Here is a 14,280-nt window from a genome sequence, read left to right as displayed (position 1 = left end):
GGAAAAGCTTCAAAAAAAATACAAATGCCATTATATAAAAGTCAAACTCTAAAAATATACAATTCTCTTTCGGGAGAAAAAGAAACATTTACACCTATTCATGAAGGCAATGTTGGAATGTATGTTTGCGGACCAACGGTTTACAGCAATGTACATCTTGGCAATGTGAGAACATTTATGTCCTTTGATGTGATTTTTAGGTATTTTTTGCATTTAGATTATAAAATGCGTTACGTCCGTAATATTACTGATGTAGGCCATATTGTGGACGATGTGGATGAAGGAGAGGATAAAATTGCAAAAAAAGCACGTTTGGAGCAATTAGAACCCATGGAAGTGGTACAGCGTTATACGGTAGATTTCCATGATATTTTGAATGCTTTTAACTTTTTGCCGCCAAGTATTGAACCAACGGCAACGGGTCATATTATCGAACAAATTGAAATTATCAAGACAATTATCGACAAAGGAATTGGTTATGAAGCCAATGGATCTGTTTATTTTGATGTAGTAAAATTCAATGAAACTAACCATTATGGCAGATTAAGCGGTCGAAATATTGAAGACATGCTTGCTAATACCAGAGATCTTGACGGACAAAGCGACAAAAGAAATCCACAAGATTTTGCGCTTTGGAAAAAAGCCGAGCCACAACATATTATGCGTTGGCCTTCACCTTGGAGCGATGGTTTCCCAGGATGGCATCTTGAATGTACTGCAATGAGCACTAAGTACTTAGGCAATCATTTTGATATTCACGGAGGCGGAATGGACTTAAAATTCCCTCATCATGAATGTGAAATTGCTCAAAATGAAGCTTGTACCGGACAAACACCAGTTAATTATTGGATGCATGCCAATATGCTGACACTAAACGGCAAAAAAATGGCTAAATCTACCGGGAATAATATTTTGCCAAGAGAAATATTGACCGGAGAAAATACTATTTTAAGCAAAGCTTTTTCGGCATCAGTAGCACGTTTCTTTATGTTACAAGCCCATTATAGAAGTATTCTTGATTTCTCAGATGATGCTATTGTTGCAGCTGAAAAAGGATACAAGAGACTAATGGAGGCGATAGATGCTGCAAAAGTTTTAAACGCCAGTCCAAATTCTACTATCGACATTGCTGTTTGGAAACAGTCTTGTTATGATGCTATGAATGATGATTTTAACACCCCTATTCTAATTGCACAATTATTTGAAGGCGTCCGTTTTATCAATTTATTAAAAGAAGGAAAAGAAACTCTAACTATTGAAGACTTAAAAACATTCACAGCTGCCATTAATGGTTTTGTATTTGATGTTCTAGGATTAGAGGATGAGAAAATTTCTGATAGTAATAATGATAAATTAGAAGGCACTGTAAATATGTTGATTGAAATGCGAAAACAAGCCAGAGACAATAAAAATTTCGCTCTATCAGACCAGATTCGGGATCAATTAATTGCTTTAGGCATTCAATTGAAAGATGGAAAAGAAGGAACTACATTTAGCATTTAAACAACAGGTTCCAGAGTACAGATTAAAAAATTGATATTGAATGTTGAAGTTTTAAATCCAAAAACCAGAATCATGCTTTCAAGAATCCTAATTTTTCCATTTGTAGTTCTTGTTCAGTTTTATCAAACCGCAATATCTCCCTATACCCCTTCAGCCTGTAGATTTGAACCTACCTGTTCTTCTTATATGATTGGGGCACTACAAACACACGGCTTACTTTATGGAGGTTTTTTAGGTATCAAAAGAATTTTAAGCTGCCATCCTTGGGGGGAAAGTGGTTACGATCCTGTTCCTGAAAAAAAATGCAATCATAAACATTAACTTTATATAAGTACTATTTTTACTTTAAATATATATTTTTACAATTCATAAAAAACAATATTAAATGACACACGCTTTGAACATAGTTTGGAATCCATCAGAAGGAATTGATTTAGGCTTTTTTGTAATACGTTATTATAGCCTGATGTTTGTAGTTGCTTTTGGATTAGGCTGGTACATCATGAAAAATATTTTTGAACGTGAAGGCGAATCCATAGAAAAATTGGATTCTCTTTTTATATGGACAGTTCTTGCTACATTGATTGGAGCGCGACTAGGTCATGTTTTATTTTATGATTGGGAATATTTTCGCAATCACTTACTGGAAATATTCTTACCGTTTCGATTCTCTCCTAAATTTGAATTCACAGGTTTTCAGGGTTTAGCGAGTCATGGAGCAGCAATATCAATTATAATTGCCATGTATTTTTACAGCAAAAATGTATTAAAAAGACCTCAATTGTGGATTTTAGATAGAGTAGTAATCCCTGTTGCGAGTGGAGCAATATTTGTGAGACTAGGAAATTTTTTCAACTCTGAGATTGTAGGTAAAGAAACTACATCGGTATTTGGAATACGTTTTTTACGCGATAAATTCAGTCCAGCAGATGCTGTTAATGCCACTCAAATAGCTGATCCAAAAGCCGCTTACCATGCCATAGCAACTGATCCAAAATTTTCAGCATTGTTAGAACAAGTTCCTGCAAAGCATCCTACACAATTATATGAAGCATTTTGTTATATTTTTGTATTTGCTATATTATTTTTCATGTATTGGAAAACAGAAGCGAGACTTAAATCCGGTTATTTATTTGGTCTGTTTCTAGTGCTGCTATTTACAGTACGTATTGTTGTAGAATCTGTAAAAGAGAGTCAGGGCGGTTTTGAAAATGAACTGGGTTTACTTTCAACAGGACAATGGCTAAGCATTCCTTTTATCTTAATAGGATTGTATTTTGTTTTTACAGCCGAAAAGCCCGTTAAACTAGAACATTAAGCCTTAAATAATATCACTAAAACAAAAAAACTTCCAAATATTGGAAGTTTTTTTGTTTTATCTTTTTAAAGAAAAATGAGATTTAAATTTTTTAAGCACATCTTGTTCTGTGTATTCAACAGAAAACCAGTAATCATTTGCAGGCATTGGTTGTCCAATATAAGTTCCGTCCCAACCTAAACCATTTGGTCTTAATTCCTTCAAAAGTTTACCATAACGATCAAATATTAGAATTTTAGAATTGGATTGATCTGCTAAACTAAAAATATTCCAAGTGTCGTTATAGTTATCATTATTAGGAGTGAAAAATTTAGGGTAATCAATTACCAAAACATTATTTCTTGTTATTGGAGGACTACAACCATTTTTATCTTGAACAGTAATGGAATGCGTACCTAAAGAAACAAATTCAAAAATAGGACTTTCTTGAAATGGACCGTCATCCAATTGATACAAATAGTCCCCAGCTGCAGTAGCATTAATCGTCACAATTTGATTTTTGGAAAACGCCTCTGTAACTGTCCAATCTACATTAACAAGAGTGGATTGATTAACGGTCACATTTATCGTTTTTGAAATCGCACATTGATTCGGATTTGGAGTAAATACATAAGCTCCACTTGTAGTATTGTTAATAACAGATGGCACCCACGTTCCTGTAATTCCGTTTGGCGATATATTTTTCAAAATAGGAACTGCATAACCAGAACAAATTGACAAATCAGTAAAACTTGGCTGAATTAAAGGATTTATAATTACAGATAAAGTTTGAGTTGTAGCACATTCCGTTGCATTTGGCGTAAAAACATAACTTCCACTTGTAGTGTTATTAATTGTTGCTGGAGACCATGTTCCACTTATACTATTTGGAGAAGTGGTGGCTAACAGCGGTGCAGCAGATCCAGAACAAAATGAAGGAATTGCTGCAAAATTTGGAGTTGTTTTTGGTGTTACTGTTACGTTTAAAGTTTGAGTTGCTACACATTGATTCGGATTAGGTGTAAATACATAAGTACCATTAGCTACATTATTAATATTTACGGGTGACCAGGTTCCAGTAATCCCATTGGGTGATGTATTGGCCAAAAGTGGAGCAGTGGAGCCAAAACAAAAAGGAGGAATATTAGCAAAATTAGGAGTTACAACAGGTACAATATTTATTGTGACAGTAGATAACGCCATTGAAGTACATTGACCCGCATTAGGAGTAAAAGTATAAGTAACGGGACCTAAAACTGCCGTATTCACCACTGCAGGACTCCATGTTCCATTAATTGTTGGAGAATTATTAGAATTAGTTGGTAAAATTGGTGGTGTTGCATTCTGACAAACAGTAGTTGGAATTCCAGTGAAAGTCGGTGTAGCCAATGGTGTAACCGTTACATTCAAAGTTTGTGTTGTAGCACAAGGAAATAATACGGGATCTGGTGTAAACACATAATTCCCACTTGTTGTGTTACTGACAATAGCTGGAGACCAAGTACCAGAGATTCCGTTTGGAGATGCTATCGTATTATCTAATATTGGAGCTGCTGTCCCTGAGCAAAAAGCAGGTATTGGAGCAAAGTCTGGAGTAATTGTTGAAGCACCACAAGGAACACTACAAGTCAATGTTTGTGGAGGAACACAGGCATGTGTTGCAGATGCCAATGTCAATGTTGCTGATTCTCCTGGTGAAACACCAAAAACCTCATAATGCGAAACACCTATGCTTCCTGTAATTGTTGGGCCACTATTAATAGAATAGGAATAATTATACGTATTTGAAATAAGTGGATTATTAGACCAATCAAAAAATACAGATGTTGCAGTTGTGGCTTGTGAAGGATCGCATCTAAAGCTCAAAATAGTTGCTCCATTATCAGCTACAACATTTACTGTAATTTCGGCCCTAGTGCTTTCTCCTGTACCATCATTCTGACTTACGTAATACTTTGTTTGCCCAACTGTTGTTGTAGATGGAATCGGCGCAGTTGAAGAACCTATACCTCCAATTGCATCTGTACCGTACCAAATTAAAGTCCCTCCAGCAGAAGGAGTAGCAGTCAAAGGATCAGCAGTGCTATTTTGACATAAATAAATTGGAGTAGTTACTGTAGGCGGAGGTGCTACTAAATTAAATTTTTCTTTCGCATTATAAGTAAAACTAATCCGTGCATAAAGAATATTATTTGATAAAAACATAAATATAAAAAGAGAAACTAATAACCTTATACTATTTTTCATCGTTTGGAGGTATTTAATTTGATCTAAAAACAAATAGTCAATATTTTATATAAGTGGTAAATATATAAAATTTGAAACTTTTATAAAATAATATACATACTTAAAATAAATACCAACATAAACAAAAGAACAAACATAAATTTAAATTGCAAAAAAGTAAATTTCAAAATTTACAAATTATAAAAAATACCAAATTCAATATTAGTAGTATTAAAACCCAAGTTTGGACTGTTTAAACCTGCATTAGAAACATGCCGAAAACTAGGCCTAATTTCAAAAATAAATTTGTTAATTTCTAAATCAATTCCTACAGCTAAAGTATTTGATAAAGCAAATCCTTTAGCCAAACGTTCGGTTTCTGCATTAGACATCAATGGACCAGTGTTTCCTAAAATAAAAATACTAAGTGTATTAGAAATTGGCTTTCTTATCAGAATACCTAAATTTAAAATGTATTGATTGACATTATTCGTTTTGGAATAATATTCCCGTTTCATTATATAATCAGGATCATCAGAAGTAATAAAAAAAGGATTAATAAGTTTATGTTCTCCAAAATTAATCTCTGGCTCAACTACTAATTCCCATGTATATCTTTTAGTTTTTTTAATTACACAACCAATATGTATTTTATAAAACTGATTATCAAAAGTGTAGTTCTTATTTTTAAATTCATGTCCAAAACCATACAAAAAACCCATCATTAAATCATTCTTATTTTTTTGAGAAAAAGAAGCATGAAATAAAAAAAATAATAACAGTGTGAAAAGTATTTTTCTACCCATAATCAATTCATTTAAAAGAGATTAAATTAAATACCAATACTAAAATTAACTATTATAATTGAACAAATACTAATATTTATCACAAAAAAAAGATCCAACTTTCGTTGGATCTTTTCCTTAACTACGATTAAAATAAATCTTAAACTTCTGAATGTTGTTTTTCGATTAATTTTTTGTCTTCTCTTGAAATCGTATCTACCAATACTGGTGTAGCGATAAACAATGATGAATATGTTCCTACAATAATACCTACTAGCATTGCAAAGATGAATCCTCTGATTGATTCTCCACCAAAAACAAACATGATTAATAATACACCAATCATTGTTAATGACGTATTGATTGTTCTGGACATTGTTGAATTAATTGATTTGTTTACAATTTCTCCAAAATTACCTTTAGTTTTTCCGTCTAAGAATTCACGAACCCTGTCAAATACAATAACAGTATCATTCATAGAATACCCAATAACAGTAAGAATCGCGGCAATAAAATGTTGGTCGATTTCCATACCGAAAGGCATAAATTTATAACACAATGAATAAATTCCTAATACGAAGATAACATCATGCGCTACAGCAGCAATCGCTCCTAAACCATATTGCCATTTTCTAAAACTAATAAACAAATATAAAAATACAATTAACATTGCTCCAAGAACAGCCCAATATGCATTCGTTTTAATATCTTCTGCTACAGTTGGTCCAACTTTTGAAGCTAGCATAATACCTGATTTTTTACCATCATACGCATTTACAAATTTATCGTAAGTCAAACCTGCCGAGAAATGTTGTTTTAAATTATCAAACAATAACTTATTTACTTCTTGATCAGCTTGGGTTCCGTGCTCTTGTACTTTATATTTAGTAGTAATTTTCAATTGGTTATCATTACCAAATATTTTTACTTCAGCACTTCCTTCAAATACTTTGGCTAATTCCGCTTTTACTATTTCAGCACTAACTGGTTTTTCAAAACGCACCTGAAAAGTTCTACCTCCTACAAAATCTACACCTTGATCTAAACCATTTGTAAATAAAGAAACAAAACTAACAATAACTACAATTGAAGAAAAAGCATAAGTCCATTTTTTCACACCTAAGAAATCAAAATGAAAGTTAGTAAAGAAGTTTTTAGAAAAATTAGTTACAAATGACAAATCATTTTTACCAGCGATATTCTTGTCTATAAAAATTCTTGCAATAAAGATTGAAGTAAATAATGAAGTTATAATACCGATAAGTAACGTTGTTGCGAAACCTTTAATTGGTCCTGAACCAAAAATAAACAATACTGTACCAATTAAAATGTGCGTAACGTTTGCATCTACAATAGAACGCATAGCACCTTTCCAACTGTAAGAAGCAATTACTGCTTCACCCAATGTTTTTCCAGCTCGTAATTCTTCTTTTGCTCTTTCATAAATGATGATATTCGCATCAACTGCAGTACCCATCGTTAAAACGATACCGGCAATACCTGGTAATGTCAATACAGCACCTAAACTTGCTAAAATACCGAATAAGAATAATAAGTTAACTGCCAATGCAATATTTGCATACCAACCTGCTTTTCCATAATAAACGATCATCCAAAGTGATACTAAAAGTAATCCTACAAGTGCAGAAGTTGTTCCATTATCAATTGCTTCTTGACCTAAGGATGGTCCTACTACCTCTGACTGAACGATATCTGCTGCAGCTGGTAATTTACCTGCTCTTAAGACATTTGCTAAATCTTTAGTTTGAGTTACATCAAAAGTTCCTGAAATTTCAGATCTACCTCCAGCAATTGGACCACTAGAAACTCCTGGCGCAGAATATACAATATCATCCAAAACAATAGCGATATTGCTTTTTTGTGTATAAGCTCTACCTGTCAGTTCTTCCCAAACTTTTGCTCCTTGGTTATTCATTTGCATAGAAACAGCTGGTTTTCCTGATTGATCAAAAGTATCTTTTGCATCAGTAACTACACCACCTGCCATTGCAGGAATATTATCTCTATTTCCTTTTAAAGCATATAATTCTACCGCATCAACATCTTTCCCTTTTGCATCTTTAATAGCGGAAGGAATACCCCAAACAAATTTAGCATAACGTTGATCTCCTGTCAATAGAACTCTGATGTCTGCTCTTTTTAAATATCCATTTACAACAGCAGTATCCTTTGGTGAGAAAAGACCTAAAACTGGTCCTCCACCTTGACCTATCATTTTATCCAATAAAGGATTATTTCCTTTTTTAGTTGCTGCCGAATCTTTTCCATCTGTTAACAAAGCACTCAAAGAATCTTTCGCAACAGTTTTAACCTCAACTTTATTGATTTCAGTTTTTTTCAATGACTCATTTGCAGCCATTAAAAAATTACCAATTTCGTCAATTTTATACGTTTCCCAAAACTCTAATTGAGCAGTACTTTGTAATAATTTTTTTATTCTGTCTACATCTTTAGCACCAGGAAGTTCAACAAGAATTCTTCCAGATTCTCCTAATTTTTGAATATTCGGTTGTGTTACACCAAATTTATCGATACGCTTTCTTAATACACCGAAAGCACTTTCTACAGACTCATCAACTTTTCTTTTGATTACTTTTTGAACTTGCGCATCAGTCAACTGAAAATCTACTCCACCTTCACCTTGCAAACTTCTGTTTGCAAAAATATCAGGAGAAGCTAATTTTACAGTTCCTTTTGAATTTGCTTCAAAAGCATCAAAGAACTTGTCTAAATACGATTTATTTCCTTGTAAATCTGCAGTAGCATCAGCCAAAGATTTATTGAAAACTGGATTTTTAGAATTATTGGATAATCCTTTCAATATATCTTTAACAGAGATTTGAAGTATTACATTAATACCTCCTTCTAAGTCAAGACCTTTATTAATTTGCTTATCACTTACTTCATTAAAAGTAAAATCAGTAAATCCAAGATTAAATACTTTTTCTTTACCGATAGAATCTAAATATTTAACTTCTTTCTCAGTATTCCCATTAGCAAAAGATTTTGCATCGTTTTTTACTTTACTTGCGACAAAAGTGAAAGAAAGTTGGTAAATACTTACCAATGCAAATAGAATTGCGAAAAATTTAATAAGTCCTTTATTCTGCATTATTACTAAAAATTAATTATTTTTTATTTATTTATTTTTGCTTTAAACCTTATAGAGTAAGACTTGCCATCAATTTTTGAAACCAAAAAAGAATATCAGGAATTACATCAATTTTTTTAAACCGAGCAAATATATAATTAACGTTAAGATTAACCAATTTATTTATTGATTAATCTCAAAAAAAAGACTGCAAAAGTGCAGTCTTCTCTCTTTTCTAATTAAAATATTATGCTAAAATCGATTTTAAGGCATCATTCATTTGTCTAACTGCATCAGCACTTTTAGCAAATAAGGCTTTTTCTTGCTCATTTAGTTTAATATCAAGAATTTCTTCTACTCCATTTTTACCAATAATACAAGGAACGCCAATACAGATATCGTTTTGACCATATTCTCCTTCGACAAAAACAGAACACGCAATCATTTTCTTTTGATCATTCAAAATACTATCTACTAAAAACGCAACCGATGCACCCGGTGCGTACCATGCGGATGTTCCTAAAAGTCCCGTAAGTGTCGCGCCGCCTACCATGGTATCGGCAGCTACTTTTTGCAATGCCTCTTCCGAAAGAAATTCAGTTACCGGAATTCCATTATAAGATGCCAAACGCGTCAAAGGAATCATGGTCGTATCACCATGACCACCTATCACCATTGCCGAAATATCATTTGCAGGCTTGTCTAAAGCCAAAGATAAATACGTTCTAAAACGGGAACTATCCAATGCTCCACCCATACCAATAATTCTGTTTTTTGGTAATCCTGTAGCTTTCAACGCCAAATAAGTCATTGTATCCATCGGATTGGAAACTACCACTATAATAGTATCCGGCGAATGCTTCAATACATTTTCAGCAACTGTTTTCACAATTCCAGCGTTGATACCTATCAGTTCTTCACGAGTCATTCCTGGTTTTCTTGGAATTCCGGATGTAATTACTACTACATCACTTCCTGCTGTTTTAGAATAATCGTTAGTTACACCTGATACTTTGGTATTAAAACCCGTATTTGTAGCGCACTGCATAATATCCAAAGCTTTACCTTCTGCAAAACCTTCTCTAATATCCAATAATACTACTTCGCTGGCAATTCCTCTATAAGAAATTACATCTGCACAAGTCGCACCTACATTTCCTGCTCCTATAATGGTAACTTTCATATTTTTATGTTTATTTGGTTATTTGCCTAACCGTTGAATCGATTATATAAATAACCAAATCAACGAATAAACTTTTTAATTAAGCATCAATATTAGCGTAAACTGCATTTTTTTCAATAAATTCTCTTCTTGGCGGCACTTCGTCTCCCATTAACATAGAGAATACTCTATCAGCTTCCGCCAAACTGTCAATAGTTACCTGACGTAAGGTTCTGAAACTTGGATCCATTGTAGTTTCCCACAATTGTTCCGCGTTCATCTCTCCAAGACCTTTATAACGCTGAATTCCTGCGCTTCCGCCCATTCTTTCATTCGCCTGATCCCGTTGCGCATCATTCCAAGCATATTCTTTCTTGTTTCCTTTTTTAACTAAATATAAAGGTGGAGCGGCAATATAAACGTGCCCTTCCTCAATCAATTCTTTCATAAATCGAAAGAAGAACGTCAAGATTAAAGTAGAAATGTGACTACCATCGACATCGGCATCACACATAATAATCACTTTATGGTAGCGTAACTTTTCAATATTCAAGGCTTTACTATCTTCGGCAGTTCCAATGGTAACTCCAAGAGCCGTAAAAATATTTCGAATCTCTTCGTTTTCAAAAACCTTGTGAACCATTGCTTTCTCTACATTCAAAATCTTACCACGTAATGGTAAAATAGCTTGGAATGCACGATCACGGCCTTGTTTTGCCGTTCCACCTGCCGAATCTCCCTCGACTAGGTACACTTCACATTTTGCAGGATCCTGCTCCGAACAATCCGAAAGTTTCCCCGGCAATCCACCGCCACCCATTACGGTTTTGCGCTGTACCATTTCACGCGCTTTTTTGGCCGCGTGACGAGCTTGCGCTGCAAGAATTACTTTTTGAACAATGATACGAGCATCATTTGGATTTTCTTCCAAATACGCTTCAATCATATCTCCAACAGCCTGACTTACTGGCGAAACAACTTCTCTATTTCCTAATTTTGTTTTGGTTTGACCTTCAAATTGTGGTTCCGCAACTTTTACCGAAATAATCGCAGTCAATCCTTCACGGAAATCATCTCCTGAAATATCAAATTTCAGTTTGTCCAACATTCCCGAAGCATCCGCATATTTCTTCAACGATCTGGTAAGACCCGTTCTAAAACCTTGCAAGTGCGTTCCACCTTCGTGCGTATTGATATTATTTACATACGAAAAAATATTTTCCGTGTAACTTGTATTGTAAATCAATGCCACCTCAACTGGAATTTCTCCTTTGTCATTATCCATAGAAATAACGTGGGCTATAATTGGCTCACGATTTCCATCTAAATACCGGATATATTCTTTAAGCCCTTCGGTAGAATGGAAGATTTCAGAAACAAAATTTCCGTCTTTATCTTTTTCTCTTCTATCCGTAAATGTGATTGTAATTCCTTTATTCAAGTAGGACAATTCACGCATACGCGCCGACAACGTATCATAAGAAAACTCAGTAGTTTGCGTAAAAATAGTTTCATCAGGGTAAAAAGTGACAATCGTCCCTCTTTTTGTAGTGACTCCAATTTGTTTTACTGGATATAGTGCTTTTCCTTTTTCATATTCTTGTTCGTACACATTTCCGTCACTACTGTGAACAGTGGCTCTCAAATGGTTTGACAACGCATTTACCACCGAAACCCCAACACCGTGAAGTCCTCCAGAAACTTTATAGGAATCTTTATCAAATTTTCCCCCGGCACCAATTTTGGTCATTACAACCTCCAGAGCCGAAACTCCTTCTTTTTTATGAATTCCTACTGGAATACCACGTCCATTATCTTCAACAGAAACAGACCCGTCTTCATTTATATCAACTATTATCGTATCACAATGGCCTCCCATTGCCTCATCGATCGAGTTATCTACCACTTCATAAACTAAATGATGCAGTCCTCGAACACCCACATCTCCAATATACATCGATGGACGCATTCTTACGTGCTCCATTCCTTCTAATGCTTGAATACTATCCGCTGAATAATTGTCCTTCTTGATTTCTTCGCTCATATATATTTTATTCTAAAAAAAATGTAATTTTTGTCTAACACGCAAATATATAAAAACGCAAATTATATTACCGTTAAAATCACTTTTTAAGCAGTGAAGTTATTAACAAAAGAACAGCAATTACAATTGCAAATATCAATATCAATTATAAAAAAAAATTGCTCCAAAAAAACAAATTTTCAAAACAAACATTTTAGCGTCGTCTTGAAAATTTGAAAATTGAAACAATTCTGTCTATTTTTTTTATTCTTTTATTGCCATTGAAATTGATTTTCCCATTGACATTTTTTTATGCTTTTACATACGCATCATCATGCACACTTGCAACGGCCCTTCCTGAAGGATCATTCATGTTTTTGAATGCTTCATCCCACTCTAAAGCAATTTTTGTACTACAAGCCACACTGGCCTCTTGCGGCACACATAATGCTGCGGCATCACTTGGAAAATGCTCGTGAAATATAGAACGATAATAATATTCTTCTTTTGAAGTTGGCGTTTGCAAAGGAAACCTGTACTTCGCATTTGCTAATTGTTCGTCTGAAACTTCTACAGCTACTACTTCTTTCAAAGTATCAATCCAGCTGTATCCTACTCCATCACTAAATTGTTCTTTTTGTCTCCAAGCTACACTTGGTGGCAACATATCTTCGAAGGCTTTACGAACTACCCATTTTTCCATTGGATGCTCTTTGTTAATCATTTTATCTTGTGGGTTAACTCTCATCGCCACATCCATAAACTCTTTGTCTAAAAATGGCACACGTCCTTCAATTCCCCATGCTGCTAAACTTTTGTTAGCACGCAAACAATCATACATGTGTAATTTACCTAATTTACGTACGTTCTCTTCGTGGAATTCTCTTGCGTTTGGTGCTTTGTGAAAATACAAGTAACCTCCAAAAAGTTCATCCGCTCCTTCACCTGATAACACCATTTTAATACCCATTGATTTAATAACTCGCGCCATTAACCACATAGGCGTTGAGGCTCTAATCGTAGTAACATCATACGTTTCCAGATTATAAATCACATCTTTAACCGCATCCAAACCTTCTTGAATAGTGAATTTTATTTCGTGGTGAATGGTTCCAATATGATCCGCAACTATTTGAGCTGCCGCTAAATCTGGAGAACCATCTAATCCTACCGAAAAAGAGTGCAATTGAGGATACCAAGCATCGGCAACATCCCCAGATTCTATTCTTTTTTGCGCATATTTTTTGGCTACAGCCGAAGTAATAGAAGAATCCAAACCACCAGAAAGCAATACTCCATAAGGCACATCACTCATCAATTGTCTGTGAACCGCTGCTTCTAAAGCTACTTTAATTTCGTCAATGCTGGTTACGTTGTCTTTTACGGCATCATAATCAACCCATTCTCTTTTGTACCATTGTACAAATTCTCCGTCTTTGCTTGACATATAATGTCCTGGAGGAAACAATTCGATTTTGGTACAATATCCTTCTAAAGCTTTCAATTCTGAAGCAACATAGAATGTTCCGTGTTGATCCCAACCAATGTACAATGGGATAATTCCCATGTGGTCACGAGCAACAAAATACTCATCTTTTTCAACATCATAAATAGCAAATCCAAAAATCCCGTTCATTTCATCTATAAAATGAGGTCCTTTTTCTTTGTAAAGTGCTAAAATAACTTCACAGTCACTTTCCGTTTGAAAGTTATATTTTCCTTCAAATTGTTTACGCAATTCCCTGTGGTTATAAATTTCACCATTTGCTGCTAAAACAAGTTGTTTGTCTTCACTAAATAAAGGTTGTTTTCCAGAAGCTGGATCAACAATTGCCAAACGCTCATGAGACAAAATGGCTTTTTCATTACTAAAAATTCCACTCCAGTCCGGTCCACGGTGACGGATAATTTTAGACATTTCTAATACTTGCGGTCTTAAAACTTCCGCTTTTTGTTTTAAATCAAAGGCACATACTATTCCGCACATAACTATATATTTTTATTGTTTTATTTATTTTGATAGGGCAAAGATGCAACAAGAGTTACATTCCTAAAACACAAATAGCTATTTTAGTTTTAAATTAAAAGCAAATACTTAATTTTACACTTAAAATGTAATTAAAAAATAACAAAAACAGTTTTTGAAGTTTCAGATTGTAAAATAGAATGAAG

The 14,280-nt window shown here is 34.2% G+C and carries 9 protein-coding genes; 3 read left to right on the top strand and 6 right to left on the bottom strand.

Going from position 1 to position 14,280, the window contains the following annotated elements:
* The first annotated feature begins 24 nt into the window (after positions 1 to 24).
* The 3 genes from cysS to lgt all read left to right on the top strand — a co-directional run bounded on the left by cysS (position 25) and on the right by lgt (position 2,821).
* Positions 25 to 1,503, top strand: a complete 1,479-nt coding sequence (gene cysS / locus ACM55I_RS03625; protein WP_416845405.1) for a cysteine--tRNA ligase — start codon at positions 25 to 27, stop codon at positions 1,501 to 1,503.
* Positions 1,504 to 1,575: 72 nt separating this feature from the next.
* The gene (gene yidD / locus ACM55I_RS03620) at positions 1,576 to 1,824 is read left to right on the top strand and encodes a membrane protein insertion efficiency factor YidD (RefSeq protein ID WP_416845404.1); all 249 of its coding nucleotides are present in this window, start codon (positions 1,576 to 1,578) and stop codon (positions 1,822 to 1,824) included.
* A 64-nt stretch (positions 1,825 to 1,888) separates the two neighbouring features.
* On the top strand, positions 1,889 to 2,821 hold the full coding sequence (gene lgt / locus ACM55I_RS03615; protein ID WP_416845403.1) for a prolipoprotein diacylglyceryl transferase: 933 nt from the start codon (positions 1,889 to 1,891) through the stop codon (positions 2,819 to 2,821).
* Between the two features lie 57 nt (positions 2,822 to 2,878).
* Here lgt and ACM55I_RS03610 read toward each other — a convergent pair whose 3' ends face one another.
* From ACM55I_RS03610 to asnB, 6 genes are all read right to left on the bottom strand, one after another.
* Positions 2,879 to 5,047: a T9SS type B sorting domain-containing protein gene (locus ACM55I_RS03610; RefSeq protein WP_416845402.1), complete on the bottom strand. Its 2,169-nt coding sequence runs from the start codon at positions 5,045 to 5,047 to the stop codon at positions 2,879 to 2,881.
* Between the two features lie 170 nt (positions 5,048 to 5,217).
* Positions 5,218 to 5,832 (bottom strand): acyloxyacyl hydrolase, encoded by a 615-nt coding sequence (locus tag ACM55I_RS03605; RefSeq protein ID WP_416845401.1) that lies wholly within the window; start codon positions 5,830 to 5,832, stop codon positions 5,218 to 5,220.
* Between the two features lie 139 nt (positions 5,833 to 5,971).
* Positions 5,972 to 8,944: a protein translocase subunit SecDF gene (secDF, locus tag ACM55I_RS03600; RefSeq protein WP_416845400.1), complete on the bottom strand. Its 2,973-nt coding sequence runs from the start codon at positions 8,942 to 8,944 to the stop codon at positions 5,972 to 5,974.
* A gap of 226 nt (positions 8,945 to 9,170) precedes the next feature.
* On the bottom strand, positions 9,171 to 10,106 hold the full coding sequence (gene mdh / locus ACM55I_RS03595; protein WP_416845399.1) for a malate dehydrogenase: 936 nt from the start codon (positions 10,104 to 10,106) through the stop codon (positions 9,171 to 9,173).
* Positions 10,107 to 10,185: 79 nt separating this feature from the next.
* On the bottom strand, positions 10,186 to 12,129 hold the full coding sequence (gene gyrB, locus ACM55I_RS03590; RefSeq protein ID WP_416845398.1) for a DNA topoisomerase (ATP-hydrolyzing) subunit B: 1,944 nt from the start codon (positions 12,127 to 12,129) through the stop codon (positions 10,186 to 10,188).
* 289 nt (positions 12,130 to 12,418) lie between these two features.
* Positions 12,419 to 14,095: an asparagine synthase B gene (asnB, locus tag ACM55I_RS03585; protein WP_416845397.1), complete on the bottom strand. Its 1,677-nt coding sequence runs from the start codon at positions 14,093 to 14,095 to the stop codon at positions 12,419 to 12,421.
* Between the last annotated feature and the right edge of the window lie 185 nt (positions 14,096 to 14,280).

The sequence above is a fragment of the Flavobacterium algoris genome (assembly GCF_048158525.1).
In the GTDB taxonomy this organism is placed as follows: domain Bacteria; phylum Bacteroidota; class Bacteroidia; order Flavobacteriales; family Flavobacteriaceae; genus Flavobacterium; species Flavobacterium algoris.
The sequence above is the reverse complement of the archived record's forward strand: the minus strand, read 5'-3'. Positions and strand labels throughout refer to the sequence as shown.